Annotated in this window: 18 protein-coding genes and 1 pseudogene; 6 read left to right on the top strand and 13 right to left on the bottom strand. The window is 45.1% G+C overall.

The annotated features are described in order from the left end of the window. Positions 1-262: 262 nt before the first annotated feature. On the top strand, positions 263-1,549 hold the full coding sequence (locus tag QUA83_RS26455) for a glycoside hydrolase family protein (RefSeq protein ID WP_333296929.1): 1,287 nt from the start codon (positions 263-265) through the stop codon (positions 1,547-1,549). Positions 1,550-1,685: 136 nt separating this feature from the next. Here the strand turns inward: QUA83_RS26455 and QUA83_RS26450 are convergent, their stop codons facing one another. The 4 genes from QUA83_RS26450 to QUA83_RS26435 form a co-directional block, all read right to left on the bottom strand. After that, positions 1,686-2,078: a hypothetical protein gene (locus QUA83_RS26450; RefSeq protein WP_333296928.1), complete on the bottom strand. Its 393-nt coding sequence runs from the start codon at positions 2,076-2,078 to the stop codon at positions 1,686-1,688. A gap of 348 nt (positions 2,079-2,426) precedes the next feature. Next, entirely contained in the window at positions 2,427-2,552 is a 126-nt protein-coding gene (locus QUA83_RS26445) for a hypothetical protein (RefSeq protein WP_333296927.1), read from the bottom strand. Positions 2,553-2,922: 370 nt separating this feature from the next. Then, the gene (locus QUA83_RS26440; RefSeq protein WP_333153951.1) at positions 2,923-3,171 is read right to left on the bottom strand and encodes a hypothetical protein; all 249 of its coding nucleotides are present in this window, start codon (positions 3,169-3,171) and stop codon (positions 2,923-2,925) included. A 159-nt stretch (positions 3,172-3,330) separates the two neighbouring features. Further along, a complete protein-coding gene (locus tag QUA83_RS26435; protein WP_015174589.1) occupies positions 3,331-3,675 on the bottom strand; it encodes a hypothetical protein in 345 nt (114 codons plus the stop codon). Between the two features lie 207 nt (positions 3,676-3,882). Between QUA83_RS26435 and QUA83_RS26430 the strand changes: the two genes are divergently transcribed. After that, the gene (locus QUA83_RS26430) at positions 3,883-5,382 is read left to right on the top strand and encodes an SGNH/GDSL hydrolase family protein (protein WP_333296926.1); all 1,500 of its coding nucleotides are present in this window, start codon (positions 3,883-3,885) and stop codon (positions 5,380-5,382) included. Positions 5,383-5,553: 171 nt separating this feature from the next. Here QUA83_RS26430 and QUA83_RS26425 read toward each other — a convergent pair whose 3' ends face one another. The 5 genes from QUA83_RS26425 to QUA83_RS26405 all read right to left on the bottom strand — a co-directional run bounded on the left by QUA83_RS26425 (position 5,554) and on the right by QUA83_RS26405 (position 10,290). Next, entirely contained in the window at positions 5,554-6,366 is an 813-nt protein-coding gene (locus tag QUA83_RS26425) for an MlaE family lipid ABC transporter permease subunit (protein WP_333296925.1), read from the bottom strand. A 225-nt stretch (positions 6,367-6,591) separates the two neighbouring features. After that, on the bottom strand, positions 6,592-7,626 hold the full coding sequence (locus tag QUA83_RS26420) for a patatin-like phospholipase family protein (protein ID WP_333296924.1): 1,035 nt from the start codon (positions 7,624-7,626) through the stop codon (positions 6,592-6,594). 156 nt (positions 7,627-7,782) lie between these two features. Further along, on the bottom strand, positions 7,783-8,403 hold the full coding sequence (mtnB, locus tag QUA83_RS26415; RefSeq protein ID WP_333296923.1) for a methylthioribulose 1-phosphate dehydratase: 621 nt from the start codon (positions 8,401-8,403) through the stop codon (positions 7,783-7,785). A gap of 248 nt (positions 8,404-8,651) precedes the next feature. Next, on the bottom strand, positions 8,652-9,527 hold the full coding sequence (locus QUA83_RS26410; RefSeq protein WP_333296922.1) for an HAD-IB family phosphatase: 876 nt from the start codon (positions 9,525-9,527) through the stop codon (positions 8,652-8,654). Further along, complete coding sequence (locus QUA83_RS26405; RefSeq protein ID WP_445301816.1) at positions 9,445-10,290, bottom strand: Crp/Fnr family transcriptional regulator; 846 nt, start codon at positions 10,288-10,290, stop codon at positions 9,445-9,447. Before QUA83_RS26405 ends, QUA83_RS26410 begins: the two co-directional genes overlap by 83 nt. 356 nt (positions 10,291-10,646) lie before the next feature. Here QUA83_RS26405 and QUA83_RS26400 point away from each other — a divergent pair, with 356 nt between their 5' ends. Continuing rightward, a complete protein-coding gene (locus QUA83_RS26400) occupies positions 10,647-11,627 on the top strand; it encodes a DALR anticodon-binding domain-containing protein (RefSeq protein WP_333296921.1) in 981 nt (326 codons plus the stop codon). 372 nt (positions 11,628-11,999) lie between these two features. On the opposite strand, the gene QUA83_RS26395 is transcribed toward QUA83_RS26400, so the two are convergent. The 3 genes from QUA83_RS26395 to QUA83_RS26385 form a co-directional block, all read right to left on the bottom strand. Further along, positions 12,000-13,160, bottom strand: coding sequence for a HAMP domain-containing sensor histidine kinase (locus QUA83_RS26395; RefSeq protein ID WP_333296920.1), 1,161 nt, complete (start codon positions 13,158-13,160; stop codon positions 12,000-12,002). Next, positions 13,157-13,528 carry a response regulator gene (locus QUA83_RS26390; protein ID WP_333296919.1) on the bottom strand — a complete coding sequence of 124 codons (372 nt, stop codon included), beginning with the start codon at positions 13,526-13,528 and terminating at the stop codon, positions 13,157-13,159. The genes QUA83_RS26395 and QUA83_RS26390 overlap by 4 nt, the downstream gene beginning before the upstream one ends. 450 nt (positions 13,529-13,978) lie before the next feature. Then, complete coding sequence (locus QUA83_RS26385; RefSeq protein ID WP_333296918.1) at positions 13,979-15,442, bottom strand: ATPase domain-containing protein; 1,464 nt, start codon at positions 15,440-15,442, stop codon at positions 13,979-13,981. A gap of 97 nt (positions 15,443-15,539) precedes the next feature. Here QUA83_RS26385 and QUA83_RS26380 point away from each other — a divergent pair, with 97 nt between their 5' ends. The 3 genes and pseudogenes from QUA83_RS26380 to QUA83_RS30665 form a co-directional block, all read left to right on the top strand. Further along, positions 15,540-16,955 carry an FAD-binding oxidoreductase gene (locus QUA83_RS26380; protein WP_333296917.1) on the top strand — a complete coding sequence of 472 codons (1,416 nt, stop codon included), beginning with the start codon at positions 15,540-15,542 and terminating at the stop codon, positions 16,953-16,955. 402 nt (positions 16,956-17,357) lie between these two features. Beyond that, positions 17,358-18,767 (top strand): heterodisulfide reductase-related iron-sulfur binding cluster, encoded by a 1,410-nt coding sequence (locus tag QUA83_RS26375; protein ID WP_333296916.1) that lies wholly within the window; start codon positions 17,358-17,360, stop codon positions 18,765-18,767. A 108-nt stretch (positions 18,768-18,875) separates the two neighbouring features. Beyond that, a pseudogene (locus QUA83_RS30665) lies at positions 18,876-19,064 on the top strand (Uma2 family endonuclease); the annotation flags it as partial. Between the two features lie 99 nt (positions 19,065-19,163). Here the strand turns inward: QUA83_RS30665 and QUA83_RS26365 are convergent. Then, a complete protein-coding gene (locus QUA83_RS26365; RefSeq protein WP_333296930.1) occupies positions 19,164-21,407 on the bottom strand; it encodes a beta-propeller domain-containing protein in 2,244 nt (747 codons plus the stop codon). Positions 21,408-21,772 lie beyond the last annotated feature (365 nt).

Raw genomic sequence — 21,772 nt, 5'->3', positions numbered from 1 at the left:
TTCGTTGAATCACCCTTATTTTCGCCTGGTTTAATTGACTTTATACTACCCAGTCGTAAAAAACCTACACCTGTCAGCGGGCATCCTGCCGGCCCAAAAAAGGCTTATCCTGCCCGCCCAAAAAAGGCTTATCGAGAATGGTGCAAGATGTGAGTTGGGTCAAAGATTGGGGCTGACGCACCCTACAACTATTTTCCGATCGCCAAATCTGGCAAAATCTTTATAGTTTTATGATTCGCCGTTGAAATTTCCCTCTCTCAGCATGAAAACTCTCAAGTGGCCAGCTTGGTTCCCCTATCCGATTTCGTGGTTAAGGGCATTTGCTCTCGCTCAGAGTTTTAGTTTTGTCCTTCGCAGGGGCATTCCTTTTGTCAGCGACGATATCGGCTTTCTGACTCTACTGCTGGCGGCTTGGCTAATTCAGTTGCCTGTGTTTTTTGTTTGTCACTTTTTAGCAGTCAAAATCTTAAATCCCTTACTAATTATGCTGCCGGGGCGCTTTCGCGTTGCGCGCAAGTTCAAGCGCCGGCATACGGGTATTCGATCGCACTTGCGAGAAGGATTGAATGCTGTTGTAGTGATTTTTTTTGCCTTTAATCTGTCGCTGTTGGTGCAACTTGCGATTTTTTATTGGCCAGCGCGATCGATCGATCCGGCTCAATTACTAACAGGAATATCTACTCTGACAAATGTTGCCGTAGCCGGTGAATTAGATTTCTGGCTGATAAAATTGGCGGGGGTTTTATCTAGTCTAACGCTGGTAGCAGCGCCGCTATATCAATACGATTTTCGGGTGCGCCGGATGCGGGCGGCTCGAAAATTAGCCGAAATTTCGGAAATGGAAATGACTTGGCTAGAAGCTGAGAAATTAAGCCGTCGAAAAAGAAGTTTGCTGAGGCGATCGGAAATTCAAATCCTCGGATTTATACTTTTAATCGGCGCTGTGATTGGCGGCGGTGTTTTTTTGGTTGCTAATTTGCGGGGAAATCAGCAGTTATCGCAGTCGGTAAGCGGGCGGGGAAAATTCCCGCCGCTGGCTATGAAAACGGGCGATCCTTATATTCGGGCGCTGATGCGTACTATTTCTGCTAGCGAGTCGAATGTTTCTCGGCCTTATCACGTTGTTTACGGTGGCAAATATATATTAGATTTGAGCCGCCATCCTGACTGGTGCGTGAAGATTGTTAATGGCCCGAATCGGGGCAAGTGTACTACGGCAGCGGGCAGGTATCAATTTCTGACTACGACTTGGAAGGAGAAGGCTAAGCGCTATCAGGCGCGTCGTGCTAATTTTTTATTTTGGGAAGATTACAGTTTTGAACCAGAAGATCAGGATGCTGTGGTTTATGCTTGGTTGAGCGATCGCAAGTTTTGGAAAGCTGATATTTCTGAGATGTTGCGACAGGAAAGATTAACGGATGTATTGCGGATGCTTTCGGGAACTTGGACGAGTTTGGGATATGGAATTGAAACCAATTCTATGAGTTCTCGTTTGCCAAAAGTCTACCGGGAAATGCTGCGGGAAGAATTGGAAAATGCAGGTTCTTAGGGAGTTAAATGTTGACTGTTGACTGTTGACTGTTAACGGTTAATTGTTAACGGTTAATTGTTAACTGTTAACGAATGTTATTGGTTATTAACAAGCCAAAGTGATTAAGAAATAACCACTAATAAGTAACCAATAACTAATCCTTCAACTTTGGTAAAAATGCTGTCAAACATTTGTACAATTCTAATCCCGGCCCTGCTTGCAGTGGATAAAGCCTGTCGAAATTAATGGGGTTTCCCGGTGCTAATTTCCACTCGATTTTCTGGGCTGTTTTTGGGGAAATTTCGATCGCTACCGTGATGTTAATAATGTTGTTCTGCTGCGGGATGCCCCGGAAGCAGTAACTTTTGCCCGTGCGTTTGTCTGAATCGCTGCCGGTGATGTATCTGTCTTGTTTGCGAAATTGGATTTCTCTGAAAGGTCGATCGATCGCAAAGGAGTCTCGGTAGCGGTAGTCTCCGTCGCGCAAGATTTCGACAGTCGGTTTGATTTGACTTATCACTGTTGCTGGACTAAGAGTTAGCATCATTGATCCGCGTTCCTCCTATGAAATCGGTGATTGTGGTTGCTGGTGTCTGTGTCGCTGTGGGCGGCTGAAACAAACCCGCGCCCTGTAACAAATTAATAAAAGCCCTTAAGCAGTTTAAGTTGATCCCTAGCTATCGTGAATAATTATTTCATGCTTTCATCTCTGTTACCTATCTGAGTAATAATAGAAACATACAGCAAGCCGTGAGAAATTTTACGGGCGCATATTTAGGGATTAATTGACGATACTGCGAGGATACTGCTATGTTGTGCGTGACGCGAGAAACAAAAAATTTAGGGCGGCTTGAAACCGAAAATTCCCAACGGCGAGGCTCTTTCACCTCTGCGTCTAAAAGTACCCGTATTCTGCGATCGCGAGTTTACAAAGATGAGGCTCTGGTGTCGGCCGCGCTAGCGGGACTGCCAGCTCTTTTGGCATCCCTGGAAAGCTTTCGTGAGCAGTAGAAATAGGCATTTTCTCTTGCTATATTTGGCGCTTTGAGGTTGGGGATAGGGGAGCATCTCATCTTTGTAAAAACACTTCTTCTTGCTCCTTCTTTCTGACTCTTTCCTCCTGTCTCCTGCCTCCAAACCCCAATTTCTAGCTTAGCTGCTTTCATTGAGATGCTCCCGGTGATAGCGGCTGCAAACCGAGCAAGGGCTGTTTTGATTGCACCTAAAATTATCCTCGATTTGAGTATAGTTTTGCTGTGCTGAACTATTGCAGGACTCAGAAACCTGGTTGTTTATACAAAAACATTTTTACAGCCCTTTGTTATGGTATGAAAAATGGTATAAAAACCAGGTTTATTTGTATGTTTCCGTAAGTCTTGTGTTTACAAAATTTATTTGTCAGTGTCATCGGGTGCGATCGATGCCTCTACCTCTTGGGAGGAACGGCTTAACATAGAGTCGTGCAGGTGTTCGTTGTGCTGCCTTTCTTGAGCCATTAATTCTCTGGCTTTTTCTTCAGCAATTCCCTCCCCATGTGTTTCTAGCTCGTGGGAAGAACGGTTGAGCATAGATTCGTGCAAGTGTTCGCTATGCTGCCTTTCTCGTGCAATTAGTTGTCTAGCTTTTTCTTCGGCGTTCATGGTAGTCTCTCCAAGTGTTTGTGAGAACTGATTCTTATATTAAGATGCCACAATTGGAGGGTAAATGTAGCAAGATTAACATAAAATTTTACAAATAATTGTAGAAAAAAAATTTAGTCTGCTGGCGGTGAGTATCGGGTTCGGTGGTTGCTGAGCTAATTATTGCCAGACGCCGGAAAAAATATTCTTGACGGCGATCGCAATTCGATTTAAGTCTTCCTTCAGCAGCGGTGGCCAAGAAACTCCTCTGCGGAGTCCAGCTTCAAATTGCTGCAAACCTTCTACTGACAGTAAATGCAGTGCCGAGATTAATTGTCGATCGAGCATTGGAGATTCTTGCAGCCCTTCAAACAATATTTTTAAAGCTAATAAAATCGATGTCACCTGTCCGGGTACGGGCGGTTGACCTTGTTTGAGACGCATCAGGAAGGCGTCGGGATTTTTCTTGGTTTCCAGGGCGGTTCCTTGGTCGATCAGAAAACTGCGGGCTGTTTTGTAATCCATTTGACGTGCGATCGATCTCCTGCAATTAATTAGCAGGCATTATATCACTTTTTGGCTCGCTCAATTTGGTAATATATTTCCATACAGCCTACACTACAGCTACTGGTGAGGTGCGCCCATAAGCACACTACAGCTAATGATTAGAGGCGTAGCATTCATCCCACAGTCGCCTTGAGCCAAGTGAAACGGACAGGAAAAAATAAAACAATGGCAAAACACCAAGGAAATAGCAGAAAATCCAAGATTTATCGCTACTTGTGGCTGCTTTTTTTGTGTCTGAGCTTTCTGTTAGTTCCGCTCATCAAAAAAATAGCTGCCGATACCCCATTCCCCCCACCCGCTCCTATTGAAAATAATGCTACTTTTGGAGCGAGGATTCAAAGGACGATGGGGCTACTTGCAGCTAGCACTCCAACAAACCGCCGCCAAGTGCGTATTCTATTCTACGGTCAGTCCATCACAGAACAAGATTGGTGGAAAGATGTAGTAAAGGATTTGAGACAGCGATTTCCCAATGCAGATTTGATTGTGGAAAATAGAGCAATCGGAGGATTTGCCGCCCCGATTTTAATCCGTCCCAGCGAACATGATTTGTATCCTTTTTATCCAGACTTGCTCATTTTTCACGTCTACGGAGGCGGTGAAGATTACGAAGCCATAATTGCCAATGTCCGCAGCCGCACTGCTAGCGAAATACTCTTGCATTCAGACCACATCGACTGGATGCCGACCGGCAACAGCGACGATCCAAATTCAGTCAGCAGATACGAATGGCACAACACTCATTCTACTCAATGGCTGCCAGAGTTGGCCGATAAATACGGCTGCGAAATCGCCGAAATTCGGGAACCTTGGCGCAGGTATTTGAAAGATAATCGCTTGCAGCCACAACAGCTATTGAGCGACAGCATTCACCTTAACGATTGGGGAAACTTTCTCCTAGCTGCTCTCATAAAACCGCACCTGCGATACAATCCAAATTCTTCTCAACCGCCGCAGGATTTAGTGAAAACCTATACGGTTGGCAGCGATGTTAAGTGGCAAAATGGCAAGTTGGTTTTAGAATTTGAAGGAAATAGAATAGATGCGATCGCCGATAAAACCTTCAACGGCAAGGCAATTTCTGCTAGAATTGCGATCGACGGCAAAAAACCCTCAGAATTTCCTGAACTTTACAGCATCACCAGACCTAGCGTTAGCCTTGGCGTCTCTTGGCCAGCAATCATCCAAGTATCCAGCCCAAAACCGCTAATCGTCGAAGATTGGAAAGCCGTAATTACTGAAATTAACAGCAACGCCAGCAAGTTTAAATTTGACGTTGTAGGTTCTAAAACAGGTTACGACGGCAGCGGTACAAACGACGAAATGTTTGTCTCAAACTCTGGCCGCGTCGTGATTGAACCGAGAAACTGGTGGCTGAAAAATTCTTATGACTACTCTAAAAAACCGACGCCTAAAGGCTTTGAAATTTCCTGGCAGGTGCGACCAATGTTTGTTGATTCATACGTTCCTCCACAAATTACAGATTCAAGCCGCGAGTATTCTACAACATTGGCTCAGAATTTGAGCAACTCCAAACACACCCTCGAAATCGTCCCCGAAACAGATGGGAAAGTGCCTATTCAGGCAATTCGAGTGTATCGGCCTCCTTTCTCCAATCTACCATCTAAAGTTGAGAGTTTTCAACCGCAGATATCAGCGGATTAACACGGATGAACGCTGATGCAATTTTATCGGCGTTTATTTGCGTTCATCTGCGGTTAAAAAAATCTTCATGTTATTTTATAGAAATCCTGGTGGCATTCGGGTTGATGATTGTTCAAACCCTTAATATTTAAGCGTCTTGACTCCTGAATCCTGCTATAATCGCCAAGATTATCAACTTTTGAGCATCCTAAACTCGTGAAACATCAACAGCGATAAAAAGAAATCCGCCACAAAAATCAACACCCACGAAGTCACAACCGCCGCCGTTGCAGCTTGGCCTACTCCTTTCCCTCCGCCCACCGTCGTCAATCCCCAACCGCAACCGACAAGGGCAATTATTAACCCAAAAATAAAACTTTTAATCACCACAGTTACTAAATCCCAAGGCCCCAAAAAAGTCCGCACCGATTCCAAAAATACCGACGGTTCCAAATTATAAAAATGAACCGCTACAAATAGCCCGCCCAAAATCCCCACCGCTACCGAAAAAATTGTTAAAATCGGCAGCATGATGCAGCAAGCTATCACCCTCGGCACTACTAAATAATCAACCGGATTTGTTCTTAACATATACAGGGCGTCTATTTGTTCCGTCACCTGCATTTCTCCTATCTCCGCCGCAAAGGCCGAACCTACTTGTCCCGCCACCACGCCCGCCGTTAAAAGTGGTGCTAATTCGCCGCAAAATGCCACAGCAAACGCACCTCCCATCGCCCCAACCGCCCCAAAGCGAACCAATTCTCTGGCTGATTGAAATGTAAAAATCATGCCGCCAAAAAAGGCTATTAGCAGCACGGAACGGAAAGAATCCAGGCCTACTGTTACTAAATGTTCCATGATTTTGCGGCGGTCAATTTTGCCTTGGACTATGCGTAGCAGCACTTGGCCACCCAGGAACAACGTCACAAAAAACCGCTGAAACCACCTGTTATTGAAGGTTTCATCTAAATGTCGATCGTACTTTTCTTGGTATTTTTTAACCAATGACTGAGGGCTCGCGATTAATTGCAAACAGGGCGAAGCACTGCCACATAGAGATTTTAGGCAATCCTACAGCAATTATTGCACGATTTGTCAACATATATTTTCAGTCGGCTTGGCCTGCGGTTGGTGTACTCTACCTTTTTAGACTTTAGATTGGCACTGATTGATTCTGTGGTAATCATCACTCATTTCCCAATCTAAAATCTAAAATCTCAAACCCTAGGACTACTCCGCAAGTAACAAGTCGATAAACTTATCCAACTGTTCATTATTCTTTTCGGCTTGATCCTTGCCAATTCTCAGCAGTTCCGATATCTTCTCTTCCGAGGCATCATCAATGGGCAGCGGTTGTTCGTGGCTCAAATCGGGAGTAATTCTCAAATATTGATTCGGTCTTTCAACCGCATCATAAATTTGAATTAGTTGATAATTTACAGTTTCCGCAACTCCCGTCATCATGATATTAATCAAAGGCTCAACCCACTCAAGTTGACCCCAATTTTTTACTTTTTCGTAGGGGTATTTTTTCTGAGCTTCTCCGGTACCCAAGGATAAAATTACCATGTCTTTTGCTGTCGGGCCTCGGTAGGAGTCATTGTCAGGAATTCTGAATTTATTTCTAACTTCTGCATAGGCACAAAGTGCGGGATTGTTTGCGAATACTCCCCCGTCAATTAAAGCGTAGCATTCATTGCTAAAAGAGTAGAGTTTAGAAACCTCAAAATAAGAGGGAGCTGCCGATGTGGCTCTGACGATATCTCTAATAAAATAGTCTTCTGCTGGACATTTTTGAGCATCTATTTGATCGAAGAAGTGAGCTTTTCTCCTTTCGATGTCGTAGCTGGAAATTAAACAAGGTTTTAGCAGTTCGCTGAGTTTGTAATCTCTAAAATTTTCCCAAAATAATTTTTCTAAGGGATCACTGGGATATTTCTCATCTCTCAAACCATCTAGAGATCTGACTTTTTGCCAAAATGAAGTCTGAAAAACGTCGCGGCCACTCTTAATCGAAAAATTAACAGCGTCTTGGGCAGCCCACCGAGGCCTGCTAGGATTTTCGGCATCTGGACACAAATAGATGCAAGTTAAAATTCCTCCCGCACTCGTTCCCGCGATTAAATCAAAATAGTCAGCTATTCTCGCATCTGGGTTGCCACTTTTTTGTTGCAGCTTTGACTCAATGCTAACTAAAACTTGCGCGGGGATAATTCCTCTAATTCCGCCTCCATCTATGGATAAAATCCTAGTATATTTAGCCATAACTTTTGCCTCTTTTGAATATTTGCTCGTTTCCTAGAGTCCGGGATACAAAAATTAATTTGAGAGGCTAATCATAGGGGTCATAGCGGTAAGGTGCTTAGGCGCACCCTACATAATTCCGAATTCATGCACCGATCAATCTCAAATCCCAAATCTTCAATCTAAATTTAATTGGCGGGCTGCGATCGTATAGCGAAAAATGTATTCTACAATTTCTACGTAATTGTAGGCGGTGGCTGGCGAGTCTGCCCAGACTGTGATGCCGTGATCGCGAATTAACAAAGCGGGTACAGAGGGCGCAGAAATGGCAAAAAATTCGCAAATTTCCTTGGCTATCTTAGGGACTTCTAAATAATTTGTAAAGAGGGGTATCGACACTTGCGGGTTTTCCTCCCACACCCCCAAACCTTTCAGCATTTCGATCGCGGGTAAAGGCACTGCATCTCCTGCGGTTAGCCGAGAAACTAAATTTGCCTCGATGGAGTGGACGTGATAGCAAGCTTTAGCGTCTGGAAAACAATTGTAAACGGCTAAATGAATGCTGGTTTCGGCCGAAGGGCGGCTGTCGGCAACAGGTTGCTCGACAATTGCGCCGTCTGAGTTCATTCTGATAAAATCTTGTTCAGTTAACTGCCCTTTCGCGCGGCCGCTAGCAGTAATCCAAAAACTGCCATCTGGTAAGCGGGCTGAAAGATTGCCAGCAGTCCCAACCATCCAACCGCGATCGTAAAAATGTTTGGCTGCTGCAATTAAATCCGATCTCAAATCGCCACTCATTCTTTACAAATCCTCAGTTTTTAATCTACTTTTTACGTTAATAGGAATTGCGCTGGTCTATCTAAACGTAGGGTAATCCGTGCACACGTTATATCAAATTCGGTAGCATCGGAATTATCTGCATGGGGGCGGGTTTATTATATTGTTTATTATGGGCAATTATTGTTGGTGAACCCGCCCCTACAAAATTTAACATCATACAATACCGATGCAAACGGAATTTATATTACCTGAGAAAGGCGATAGTTTCAATTCCATTTTTGGGACAAAGTTTCCAAGATATCAAAAAAATTATCCCATTTAGTATAAGGCTTTTGTTGTTCGTCTAGATACTCGGCAAGCCGATCGCGCGCAAACACCGACGAAGCCTGCAAAGCCATATTAAAATCCGTCAGCGAATCTCCGATCGCCACCTGTTCCTCGGCCGGGTGCTGGCCCATCACCCGCACCTTAGACACCAATTCCTCATCTCCTTCAAACTCAGAATTGACTTGCAAGCGAGGGCCACTAGCGTCCACATCCACAGCATAAATAACGCTCGCCCGGTGTACCAAATCGCCCATTACCGTCTCTACCATGACCCGAAGACCGCCGGAAACGATCGCAAAATCCACCTTTTTCTCGTCCAAAAAATCCAGCAATTCCAACAATCCCGGCCGCATCAGCCTTCCCCTAGAAAATTCCACAATTTCCCCGTAACGTTCCGAGGGAATAGACTCTAGTAACTGCCGCACTCCCGATCGCAAACTCAGCCTTCTAGCGTATATTTCAGGCATCAGTTGAGACGACAGTTCCGGTGCGAAATGCTTGAGCATTGCCACAAAAGTTTCTTCAACAGTTATGGTGCCGTCAAAGTCGCAGAATACCACCCGTTGCTGATTGTTCGGGATTGAAGATTTTTGCTTGTCATCGGTCATTGTCAGTCGCACCTTTCGAGAACGGGAAAAGTTTACACAATTAATCGTACACTGTCGAGCGATCGAACGCGACTGCCCAAAACTAATAGTGACGTGCTGTTTGTTAGCAATTTCCCGCAGGATTTTATGCAGATTCTTCGAGAGAATCTTCATCTTCCAGAGAATCTTCATCTTCCAGGGAATCTTCATCTTCCAGGGAATCTTCATCTTCCAGGGAATCTTCCAAGGAATCTTCTACCTCCTGTTTTTGGTTTTTTGTCTTTTGGGGGGTAGACTTAGCTGGCAAACAGATTAAATTATCATCCTCAGTATTAATCAAACCTTTCGATCGCAACTTACCCATCAGTCGCGTCACCGTCACCCGCGTTGAGCCAATCGCGCTGCCAATTTGAGCGTGAGTCAAGGCCCAAGGCAGCCGGTAGCCCCGAACCACATCCGGTTCGTCATCACCTACGTAAGGTTCGCCGAACTCCTCGATCAACAAAGTGAGAAATCCCAACAGTCGGTCGATCGTCCGGCGCTGTCCCAAAGTGCTCAGCCAGAGAAGTTTCCGCTGGTGTTGGTAGCGAAACGCATCCAAAATTTCTCTACGAAAGTGAGGCCAATTATCCAAGTCGTGCCAATACATCCACACTACGTGAGTTTGATCGGCATGAGCGTAAGCTTGGAGAGTAAACGGAGATTGAGCAACCAGTTCAAAGGGCTGACCTGCGCCGACGAAGCCCAAAAAAGCTTCTTCTGTAGTTTTGTCAGCGGATTTTGACTTTGCTGCAGCAGCGCTAACTTGAGCACTGCCTACGAGCCGCACAGAACCTTTCTGGACTAAATACAGCAGTCCGGGTCTTGCGGGAATCCGCTCGTCTTTGCTAAAAGTCCGGCAGCGATAGTGTTCCTGGGCCCAGTCGATAATTCGCTGCCAAGTGATAAAAGGTCGATCGATAGTCTCTAGATGTGTGGAAGTTGATTGCATAAGTGAGGCTCTGGGATATATTTAATCAGTGAGAAAAACAGCTTCTGCCAGCAGTGCGATACAAAGTGAGACAACCAACCCCCGATCGAGCTTGCACGCTTCTTAACTGTGCTGACTTTTCTTAGTTTTACCGAAAAATTCAATGTAGCAAAAAATACATCAAAATGGTAGAGTTCAGCAAAAAATTTGTCGTAAATTATTGTATATTTAGCAAAAAAATCGCTAGAAAACCTATTAATTCGATGTAGCCCCGTCCGGGGGAGCCGATCGACTATCTCTGACATCAGCAGTTTAACGTACAAGATCAGTGCAAGTGGTAACAGTCGATCGTTGCTCTTACGGTAGAATCAGCCGATATGGATACAGCAAATATCTCACAGTGCCCGGAAGTTACAGTGAAGTGTTTCTTGCTTTCAAGGTTCCAAAGGGCGATCGGCCAGCAAGAGGCACTAGGGAAAATTCCATTAAATCTCATAGGTGGCACCATTCTCAAGAACGGGCAAGATGCCCATTCCACAAGAGATGAATTTTCTTGTGGAACAGGCATCTTGTCTGTTCCTCAACAAGTAATTGAGAATGGTGCAGTATTTCCGTTAAATCGGAGTAAAGATAGCGCGCGGGTGGTGTACGTATCTGCGATCGCCCTGAAATTGGCTAAAACTTGGCAGCAGACACCGCAGACAATCGCGACAGAGTTGGCCGAAACTCTCGAACCGCTGTGCTACCCAGATTTCGCGGTTAAAGTAGCGCCGGCGGGAATTATTGAGTTGGAGTTGACTGATGCAGGTTTAGCCGTCTGGTTGCAGCGTTTAGCTCAAACGAACCTCCCTGTTTCAGAATCTCGAATATTATCTCCTGTTGTGTGTGCCGATCGACTGTTTCCGATTCAGTACAGCCACGCGCGCTGCTGTTCCCTGCTGCGAATGGCCCACCGCGATCGGATAATTTCGATCGCCCAGCCAGATGTCGCTACAGCGCCGCAAATTTGGTCGCTGGAGAGTCCAAATCCTATCCCTTGGATTGACGAGGGCGATCGACTGCGGTTAGTACATCCAGCAGAACGCCGTTTAATATCCCAACTCTTAACAGTGCTAGACAATTTATATCCTACTTTTGAGCTGAAAAAACGCGAACAACCTGTCAATTATTTCAAATTAGCCAATAGTTTGAGCGAAGCATTTCAGATTTTTTACAGCCAGTGCCGAATTTGGGGAGAAGTTAAAATAGAACAGCCACAACTCGCCCAAGCTCGATTAGGTTTAATATTAGCAACTCAATCTTTGCTGCGATTTATCCTAGAAAATTTGTTTAAAGCTATTGCTCCTTTAGAACTTTGAATTAGTCCGTATAAAAAAGTAAGAACAAACCTAAAATAAAGTATTTTACTGTATTTTCTCGCTAGTTTCGGACAAGTTTAATTTTGTGAATCCCAGTGATAAATTAGTTTTTTTCCCGCTTAAACTAATTTCCCAAAAAGTGCGATAACCCGTTACTCTTTGACAGAGAAATAGCAGCAGCGCGATGCAGTTTAAAACCGTGTAAATTTTCCGCCATCGGTGCGATCGAGCCTAATAAATTTCCGCTGCAATTGCCCAGGAAAAAGCCATCAAAAGCGTCCGATCGATGTTGTAATAAAAATCAGCAACCAGCCATTTATCATCCTGCAAAAAATCCCGTCTTTAAATCCCAAGATAATGCCAGTATCTAGTTTAAGGCTTTGCAGGCGAGATTTGCTTTTTTCGAGGTTTTGCGATCGGCAGCGTTACTGTAAATGTACTGCCGACGCCTTCTTCACTGATCAAAGTAATTTCGCCACCGTGCAAGTCCACGCATTTTTTAACAATGCTCAGCCCCAGTCCAGTACCGGGAATTCTACCGACATTTTTAGCCCGGTAAAATGAATCAAACAACCGTTCTTGGTCGGCGACAGGTATGCCAATTCCTGAATCCTGTACCGAAAAAATAGCCTCATTTTCAGTAAGTTTTAATTCAAAAATCACTTCGGTATTTGGGGGAGAATACTTAATAGCATTGGACAGCAAATTACCCAGAATTCGCCGGAGCAAGCTTACCTCCAAACACGCCATAGCAGATTGATAGGGATTGACAAAAATCAGCGTTACCCGATCATTTTCAGGTTTCAAATTCAGGCTGCTCTGAAATTCCTCTACCAACTCATTACATAACTTTGCTACGTCTATCGGTAGCAAGGAAAAGCCTGTTTTTCCAGACTCAACACGCCCTAGCAGCAGAACATCATCTAATAACAAATCTATACCTTTGGCGGCTGCTTGAGTTTTGTCGAGAAGTTCTTGTGTTTTCTCCTCTGTTAATGTCAACTTGTACTTGCTAAGAAGTTGTGTAGTGCCGATGATGAAATTTAAAGGATTGCGAACGTCGTGAGCAATCATGTACAGCAGAGATGTTTTCATCTCGTTGAGTTCTTGGGCTGTTTGCAAAGTGCGATCGAGTTGGTCGTGAGACAATTTGAGAGTTAAAGACAACTGGCGCGATCGCAGCAAAATTTCCACTCGCGCTTGCAATTCTATCTTCTCGATCGGAGCGATAATCAAATCGTCAATACTTTGCCAAATAAATTGCGTTGCCATCCCTACATCCGAGCGGGATGTAATCAAAAGAAAAGGCAAGCATACCGGGTGTTCTGCCTCTTTTTGGGCTGCCACCCATTGCCAGTGGCGTTTCAGGGAAATACCGTCAATTATCCCCAGATCAAAAGATTGATTAAATGGTAAAAACTCCTCACTATTTTCTGTTGAGTTTGGCAGCAATACCTCATAGTAAACAGCTAACCATTCTAATAACAGGCGGCGATTTTCTTTCTGTTCGACAAGCAATAAAATTTGACTCACGCAGATTCTCCTAGCAAGCTGTGAACAATTCCCAGCAAATCTCTAACGATCAAAGGTTTTACCAATATATTCCGAGCACCGTGGCAGAGGCTTTCGTGCTGAATGGCAGCGCTTTGTTTGGGCGAGAGTATCAGAAAAGGGATTTGGTGATTTCGCAGTTGTTCGCAGCACTCCCAAATCCGGCGATCGAAGCCAGAAATATCTACTAAAGCCATCCCGATCCTAGCAGGCTGACTGATAGCTTGTGCAACATCTTCAAAGTTATAAGCCGCGATCATCTGGTATCCTTCTTTGTTGAGAAATTGTGCTAATAGTTCCAAGTTTCGATGATTGCGGTCTACGGCTAAAATTATTGAAGTGCCAGTCATTGATCAGCTTCCTGTGAATACGGGTTATAACCATTTTAGATTTTAGATTTTAGATTTTAGATTTTAGATTTTAGAAGGGGGAGTGAGTGATTATATATGGGTTGGGAGGGGGCCTAAAGTTGGATTCTTTTTTTATCTGGTATTAGCTTACTTTTCGGCGAGGGATTACATAGGTTTTCAGTTGAGTGAACTACAGATGCTGGGTTACAGGACACGGCCGCGTGTCCTGTGTCCCTAATGTAATTTCATAGAATTGAAAACTACACTACGATAAAAGTCGAAAAATACACAAATTTACCAATATATTTAAGTTTTCCAGAACTTAGGCTAGTGGTGAGGTGCGCGGTGCGCCCCTTACAGGTAGTGGTGAGCTGGGCGCCCTACTCATTAGTAGATTCACGACTCCAAAATTAGCTGCACTTGCCCCAAAACAGCAGGACAAACCCCGATTCAATCTTGATCCGCTTCCCCCTCAATCCACACCGGCGCCGAACTCAAAATGCCGCGCAGCCCCGCTATCGGTTTGCTGACTTTGATGCCGTAGCGAGTAATCTCGAGTTCTCGCAGAGTTCTCTCGAAATTGCTGACTCGTTTTTTAATTACTCCGATCGCCTTGCGGATTTCTGTCCTATTATGCAGTTGGCGTTCCAGATAGCGTATAAACAGAAGATTATCCGCCAAATAGCTAATTCCGATCTCGGTCAGCCGAAAATCTCCGCTAATGGCTTCTACCTCATTAATCAAGATAACGGTGACTCCCATATTCTTCAGATACTTACACAAAGCGTGCAAATTGTTCACCAAATCTTGCCCCTGCATCGAAAGCTGATAGCCAGAAATACTGTCAAGCATCACAATCCGCGTCTTTTCCTGCTCCACCTCCTGGCGAACCATACAGGCAAACTGATCCGGCGAGTAGAGCAAAGGTTCCACGGGTATCACCGAAAGACTTCCTTGCCCCATCATCGCCCCAACCGGGATGTTAACTGATTCACAGCGCTGCAGCAGAGTAGAAGTTGACTCCTCAAAAATGTAAACTACCGATCGCTCCCCCCTTCCTGCAGCTTCCTTCATAAACTGAACCCCCACCGTCGTTTTACCAACGCCGCTAGGCCCGCTAATCACCGTCACAGTCCCCCGTTCCAGTCCCCCGTGCAGTAGTTCGTCGATTTCTGGAACCCCAGAAGAAATTGCTTCAGCAACAAAATCCTGTTGAAAGTTGTCTGGAAGCAGTCGCGGAAATACCTCCATACCAGCCTGAGTCAGACGCAGCGAATGGCGGCCGCTGCGGAAGTTGGAGCCTCGCAGCTTGGTGACAGACAGGGCGCGTCCTTCAGGGCGCAGTTCTAAATAAATTACTCCGTCGCTGATGAATTGCAAATCGTCGTCGGGAGCACTTGGTGTGCCTTCGGAGGTAAACACCACCGTCGCCCCCCCTTCCACCAAAAACCGCAGAAAAGACAAAACTTGTTTGCGAAACTGAAACTCATCCGCAGCTAAGTAGCGAAATTGAGTGATTGCGTCCAAAAACACCCGTTGTGGCTTGACAGCTTGGACTCGCTCGATAATCTTTTGTGTAGTCGGTTCTCGCTCAACCTCGGAGGGGGAGAAAATGTCATAAGTCTGAACTTCTGTAAAGAATTCTGACGATGGGCTCAAATCCAGAAACGCCATCGCTTCCATATCAAAACCGAGACTTTCGGCATTGGCCCGCAATTGCGCTTCCGGTTCTCCTAAAGTAATAAACAGGGGCGTTTCTCCCAGAGCCACACCAGCAGCCAAAAAGTGAAAGCCGAGTGTAGTCTTGCCAGTACCCGGGCCACCACGCACCAGATAAGAGCGTTGAGAAATTAGGCCGCCGCCAATCACTTCGTTGAGACCGGTAATTCCCAGAGAAATTCGGTTTTGAGACATTTGTTTTTTCATGTTTTGAATATCGGGCCCGTATTAATATTTAATGGTTTTAGGCATTCTTTTGATAATTTTTTTTACCGGGCGTCTGATAACCTTCATGAAATCTTTTTCTACCGAAAATTACGTAAGCATACAAGAATTAGAAAGTATTGTCGGGGCTGCTGGCATCTGTCGCTGGCAAGATACAGAGCCATCTTGGCAAGAACGGGTAGAAAAAGCAGTTGCCCCGGACACGAAAATAGATTGTACCGTTTACCCGAATACTCAGGAAGAACTGGCGGCTGTCATTGCTTGGGCACAGCAACATCGCTGTGCAGTCTTGCCCTGTGGCAGTGGCAGCAAACTTGATTGGGGCGGTTTAGTTAAATTTGACTCCGATCCCCCCCAGCCCCCCTTAACAAGGGGGGAGCAAGATGTTGTCAAAGTGGGTCTTTTTAAGGGGGATTTAGGGGGATATCCTGATGCAGCGGGGCTTGTGGCTGTCAGCACTGCGCGCCTCAATCGACTTGTACAACACGCTGTGGGCGATTTAACCGTGACTGCAGAAGCGGGGATGAAGTTGGCGGATTTGCAGCAAATTTTAGCTGCTGCAGGTCAATTTTTGCCGATCGATCCAGCATATCCGCAACAGGCAACTTTGGGCGGCATTGTCGCTACTGCTGATGCGGGTTCCTTGCGGCATCGCTATCGGGGGGTGCGCGATTTGCTATTGGGAATTACCTTTGTGCGATCGGACGGTAAAATTGCTGTAGGCGGAGGTCGAGTTGTTAAAAATGTAGCCGGCTACGACTTGATGAAACTGTTTACTGGTGCTTACGGCACCTTGGGCGTCATCAGTCAAGTAACTTTCCGAGTTTATCCGCTGCCTGAATCATCGGGAACCGTAGTGCTGACAGGGGAAATTAATGCTTTGTCCCAAACGGCTCAAATCTTATTATCCTCTGCTTTGACACCAACAGCCGTTGATTTGCTGTCACCTGAATTAGTCGCAAAATTAGGCTTAGGAAAGGGCACGGGATTAATCGTTAGATTTCAAAGTATCGCAGAAAGTGTTAAACAACAATCAGCCCGCTTACTGGAAGTTGGCGAAAAGTTGGGTTTGCAAGGCACTAGCTGCTGCGAAAATGATGAGCATCAGTTATGGCAAAGATTACCAGAAACAATGTGGGATTCTGGCACAAAGTCGGCAATTATTTGCAAAATAGGAATCAGACCATCGGAAGCTGTAACGGCAATTAACGAATTGCCTGTACAGGACGCTTGGATTCATGCAGGTAGCGGTTTGGGGGTTTTGCGGTTTGAGAATGCGACGGCGGACACGTTGTTGCAGGTACGCAGAGGATGCGAAGCGAAAGGCGGTTTTCTGACTGTTTTAGCAGCCCCGACCGACATCAAGCAACGGTTAGATGTTTGGGGCTATACTGGAAGTGCGATCGATTTAATGCGCCGGATTAAACAGCAGTTTGACCCGGAAAATCTTTTGAGTCCACATCGTTTTATAAGCGGTATTTAGTTTAAAGTTTATAGTCAGGAGTTGGGTCTTTCTTGAATCCCGGTCTATGTCATTTGTGAACCAGATTTGTTTTTTAACGAACCGCGAAGGCGCGAAGACCGCGAAGGAGGAGAAATGAAGAGAAGTGTTTGTTTATTTGACGGATTTATGCTGGCTATTTAGCAACTTTTCCTGACGGTTAGGGCGTTCTTCTTTGCTGAAACACAAGCGTCGATTGCTTCTGAATTCTCTCCTTGATAACTAAGGCTTGATTCCTTTTTTCTTGTTCCTTCTTTCTGCTATACAGCCGTTCTAAAGAAAGTAAGGTACTCTTCCTGCGCGGGCCAATGCCCAATGCCCAATGCCCAATGCCCAATGCCCAATGCCCAAGGACACCTCATATTACTGAGAAAGGCTATATATATGCAAACTTCCGAAAAATCTCCAGTTCCCAGCGACGATTTAAAACCAGCTAAAGAAAGCAATTTTCTAGCACAAAATCCTCACTTACAAACCCTCGAAATCCCAGGTTTCGACGCCAACAATCCGCCCGACCCGAAATTAATCGATACTTGCGTACACTGCGGCTTTTGTTTGTCAACTTGTCCGAGTTATCGCGTACTTGGCAAAGAAATGGATTCCCCCAGAGGCCGCATTTATTTAATGGATGCAATTAACGAAGGCGACGCACCTTTAAACGAAGCAACCTCACAGCATTTCGATACTTGTTTGGGCTGTTTGGCCTGCGTTACAACTTGTCCGTCGGGAGTTCAATACGACAAATTAATTTCCGCCACTCGCCACCAAGTTACTAGAAATCAGGAACGCACTTTTTCCGACAATGTAATTCGCACTCTGATTTTTAATCTCTTCCCTTATCCTCACAGATTGCGACCTTTGCTTGTACCGCTGTTTATTTATCAAAAATTAGGACTGCCAAAACTTGTCCGCAAAACAGGTTTGCTGAAAAAAGTATTTCCCGGATTGGCGGCGATGGAATCAATTTTGCCGAAAGTTACTGTCGATTCTTTCCGGGATAATTTACCAGAGGTAATTCCGGCACAAGGGGAGAAACGCTATCGAGTCGGTGTGATTTTAGGCTGCGTGCAGCGGCTGTTATTTTCGCCAGTTAATGAAGCTACTGTGCGTGTTTTGACGGCTAACGGTTGCGAGGTTGTGGTTCCTAAAAGTCAGGGATGCTGTGCTGCTTTGCCGGAACACCAAGGCCAAGCGGAACAGGCGAAATCTTTGGCGAGACAAATGATTGATAGTTTTGAAAATACTGGCGTTGATTTTGTGATTATCAACGCTGCTGGGTGCGGGCACACTTTGAAAGAATACGGTCACATTTTAGCAGATGACCCGCAATATCGGGAGAAAGCTGAGAAATTTGCTGCTAATGTTAAGGACGTGCAAGAGTTTTTGGCAAGTGCGGGAATTACCGCGAAACTCAATCCTTTGATTGAGGGAGATTTGACAATTGTTTATCAAGATGCTTGTCATTTGTTGCACGGGCAAAAGATTAGTTTGCAGCCGCGTCAGTTGCTGCAACAAATCCCTGGGGTGAAGTTAAAAGAACCTGTGGATGCGGCTTTGTGCTGTGGGAGTGCGGGGGTTTACAATATGCTTCAGCCGGAGATTGCTGATGAATTGGGAGTGCAAAAGGTGGAGAATTTGCTGAATACTGGCGCGGAGTTGATTGCTTCTTCTAATCCGGGTTGTTCTTTGCAAATTAAGAAGCATTTGGAGTTGCAGGGAAAGAAAGTTACTTTAATGCACCCAATTGAGCTTTTGGATTATTCGATTCGCGGGGTGAAGTTGCTGAGGAAGTAGTTTTGTAGGGCGGGTGGTGTCTGCCCTATTTTCGATGCTGAGTGAGATTTTTTTTTAATGAACCGCAGGAATTCACAGGCGGGACGCCTGTTCCACAGAGGAGTCTGGGGTGAAGAGTTGCAAATTTATCGCCCTGACGGCGAACCCTTTGCCAGTTATGAGGAGGTTTCTCGCAGGTTGGAACAAGCCTAACAGCGGGCAGAACAAGAACGGCTGCGGGCAGAACAAGCCGAACAGCGGGCTGCTGTACTGGCAGAAAGACTGCGATCAATGGGAATTGACCCGGAACAATTGTAAACTAGATTGGGGAAAAGACCGATCGCACTTTTAAATTTTAGCAAAAGTGCGATCGGCATAATAACTAATGACTAATAACTAATAACTAATGACTAATGACTATTTCCCCTCTTCTAACCTCAAAAAATGCACCTGTCCCGAAGCTTCCGCCACCACAATTGTCACCCCATCAGGTGCAATAGCGCAAGCTTTCAAAGCACTATCTCCCCTGAAACTAGCAATTACTTCTCGACTTAACAAATCCCAAACTTTGAGAGTATTATCGTCCGAAACAGAAATTGCCTTTGTTCCCATAGTCGCCACAGATGTTACCGCATCAGCATGACCTGCCAAAGTAAAAACTTCTTTTCTACTTGACAAATCCCAAACTTTCAAATTGTGTTCCCGCCCTCCTGAAATCGCCCATTTGCCATCCGCCGTAACTGCCACAGCATTCACAAAACTGTCATGACCTTTGAGAGTGAAAAGTAGGTTTTTGACGGCTAAATTCCAGAAATTTGCCAAAATATTCTTTTCTTTCCCCAAACTCCAAACTTTCAGAGTTTGGTCGCCGGAAGCCGAAATAACCCGCTTGCTGTCGGGGGTAACTGCCACAGATTTTATCCCGTCCTCATGACCGGAAAAAGTAAAAAGTTCCTCTCCTGTTTCGAGATTCCAAACTTTAATAGTTTTGTCTCCCGAACCGGAAATTGCCATCGTTCCGTCTGCCGTCACTGCCACAGAATTCACCCAGTCTGTATGACCCGTGAAAGTAAAGATTTCTTTTCCGGTTTCTAGATTCCAAACTTTCACAGTTTTGTCGCCGGAACCCGAAACTACTCGCTTGCTATCCGGTGTGATTGCGATCGCTTTTACCCAATCTTTATGTCCCGAAATAGTGAAAATTTCCTGTCCGTTTTTGAGATTCCAGACTTTAATGCTGTTGTCTCCTGAACCGGAAATCGCTTTCGTACCGTCCGCCGTCACTGCTACAGCATTTACCCAGTCATCGTGACCTGCAAAGGATAAATTTTCTTTGCCTGTTTCTAAGTGCCAAACTTTGAGAGTTTTGTCAGAGGAACCAGAAACTATCCGCTGCCCGTCGGGAGTAACAGCCACAGCATTCACTGGGGCGATGTGATTGGTAAAAGTGAAAAGTTCTTCTTTTGTTTCCAGATTCCAAACTTTCAGCGTTTTGTCGCCGGAAGCCGAAATAACCCGTTTGCCGTCGGGACTGACTGCCACAGCTTGAACGAAACTGCTGTGTTTTCCTAAAGTAAAAAGTTGCTTTCTTTCTGACAAACTCCAGACTTGAACAGTTCCGTCGTAGCTGCCGGAAATTATTTTTTCGCCGTCGGGAGTAACGGCTACACTTTTTACCCAGTCTGCATGACCTGTGAGAGTAAAAAGTTCTTTTCCGGTTTCTAGGTTCCAGACTTTCATGCTGTTGTCTCCCGACCCGGAAATCAACCGTTTGCTATCAGGAGTTACGGCTACGGACTGGACAAAACTGCTGTGACCTTTGAAGTTAAAAATTACTTCCCTGCTTGTCAAATCCCAAACTTTAATACTGCCATCCCAAGAACCTGAAATTACTCGCTTGCCGTCGGGAGTTACTGTTACTGCTTCTACGGCAAAAGTATCGCCGGCAAAAGTAAATATTTCTTGTCCAGTTTCTAAATCCCAAATTTTAATCGTATTGTCCCAAGAACCGGAAATTACTTTAGTGCCATCGGGGGTGACAGCTACAGCATTGACGTAGGTAAGATGACCTTGGAGGGTGGCAAGTTCTTCTCCTGTTTCTAAGTGCCAAATTTTGAGATTGTGGTCGGAGGAGGCAGAAATTGCCCGCTTACCGTCGGGGGTGATTGCTACAGCTTGTACCCAATCTGTATGTCCGGTGAGGGTGCGTAGCAATCTCCCGCCGGGAGGAGTAAAGCTGGGCGTTAGCGGTCGCAGCCAGGGGGTTGTTTGGTGTTGTGCCTGTGCTAGCATTGCTTGAATTTCTGGACTTTCAAAGCACATCAAGCGGGCTATTAGTTGGGTGGCTAGTTGGCTTTTATCTGTGGCTAGAATGTGGGCAGACAGCAGAATTGCTTCTTGGATTAATTTGAGTTGGTCGGCTTTTTGGTCTGAGATAATAATATCGGGATTTGCTGCTAAATCGTAATCTTCTATTAGCGCCTGTACTCCCGATGTTGACAGCTTGGCTTTAATAAAATTGTAATCTGTTAGTAAGCTGTATAATTTTTCGCAGTCTGAAGTCGCTGCTAGCTGACTTGGCAGGATTCCCAGGTAGTGCGTCTGTTCTGCGGGCTCCATTTTATCCAGCCCTTGTTTAAACTCGGTCATAAATTTACGGATGTGTTTTTTAAATGTATGCGATCGCTAGCTGTACCCTACCGAAAAGCCGATCGAGAATCTTTTCTCTTGACTTAGCATGACATATTTGAATGCTATGTGCTACGGGCTTGCTGTCCTCGGTTTGGTGATGGTTCGATGAATTGCTTGTTTTTTAGTCTAAGTCTGCTTTGAGAATTTTCAAGCAGTGCGATTACAATAAATCGCCGCCAATATAATTCAACTCAGGAAGGCCCAATTTACCGATCGATCGACAAAAGCTCACATATATCGTTGTTTTTCTTAACATAGCGGCTCTCCTGAACTTATGGTTATAAGTTTATCTAATCAGACCAGCAAGCTAATACGCGATTCCTAAAATTATTAAA

Origin of the sequence: Microcoleus sp. K1-B1, assembly GCF_036704705.1 — a bacterium.
Classification (GTDB): Bacteria; Cyanobacteriota; Cyanobacteriia; order Cyanobacteriales; family Microcoleaceae; genus Microcoleus.
This window is presented reverse-complemented; position numbering and strand designations above follow the sequence as displayed.

What these genes read in the sequence shown, in the direction of transcription:
- QUA83_RS26455 (WP_333296929.1), top strand. Translation starts at nt 263, where the DNA reads ATGAAAACTCTCAAGTGGCCAGCTTGGTTCCCCTATCCGATTTCGTGG.
- QUA83_RS26450 (WP_333296928.1), bottom strand. Translation starts at nt 2,078, where the DNA reads ATGATGCTAACTCTTAGTCCAGCAACAGTGATAAGTCAAATCAAACCG.
- QUA83_RS26445 (WP_333296927.1), bottom strand. Translation starts at nt 2,552, where the DNA reads ATGCCTATTTCTACTGCTCACGAAAGCTTTCCAGGGATGCCAAAAGAG.
- QUA83_RS26440 (WP_333153951.1), bottom strand. Translation starts at nt 3,171, where the DNA reads ATGAACGCCGAAGAAAAAGCTAGACAACTAATTGCACGAGAAAGGCAG.
- QUA83_RS26435 (WP_015174589.1), bottom strand. Translation starts at nt 3,675, where the DNA reads ATGGATTACAAAACAGCCCGCAGTTTTCTGATCGACCAAGGAACCGCC.
- QUA83_RS26430 (WP_333296926.1), top strand. Translation starts at nt 3,883, where the DNA reads ATGGCAAAACACCAAGGAAATAGCAGAAAATCCAAGATTTATCGCTAC.
- QUA83_RS26420 (WP_333296924.1), bottom strand. Translation starts at nt 7,626, where the DNA reads ATGGCTAAATATACTAGGATTTTATCCATAGATGGAGGCGGAATTAGA.
- mtnB (WP_333296923.1), bottom strand. Translation starts at nt 8,403, where the DNA reads ATGAGTGGCGATTTGAGATCGGATTTAATTGCAGCAGCCAAACATTTT.
- QUA83_RS26410 (WP_333296922.1), bottom strand. Translation starts at nt 9,527, where the DNA reads ATGAAGATTCCCTGGAAGATGAAGATTCCCTGGAAGATGAAGATTCTC.
- QUA83_RS26405 (WP_445301816.1), bottom strand. Translation starts at nt 10,290, where the DNA reads ATGCAATCAACTTCCACACATCTAGAGACTATCGATCGACCTTTTATC.
- QUA83_RS26400 (WP_333296921.1), top strand. Translation starts at nt 10,647, where the DNA reads ATGGATACAGCAAATATCTCACAGTGCCCGGAAGTTACAGTGAAGTGT.
- QUA83_RS26390 (WP_333296919.1), bottom strand. Translation starts at nt 13,528, where the DNA reads ATGACTGGCACTTCAATAATTTTAGCCGTAGACCGCAATCATCGAAAC.
- QUA83_RS26385 (WP_333296918.1), bottom strand. Translation starts at nt 15,442, where the DNA reads ATGTCTCAAAACCGAATTTCTCTGGGAATTACCGGTCTCAACGAAGTG.
- QUA83_RS26380 (WP_333296917.1), top strand. Translation starts at nt 15,540, where the DNA reads ATGAAATCTTTTTCTACCGAAAATTACGTAAGCATACAAGAATTAGAA.
- QUA83_RS26375 (WP_333296916.1), top strand. Translation starts at nt 17,358, where the DNA reads ATGCAAACTTCCGAAAAATCTCCAGTTCCCAGCGACGATTTAAAACCA.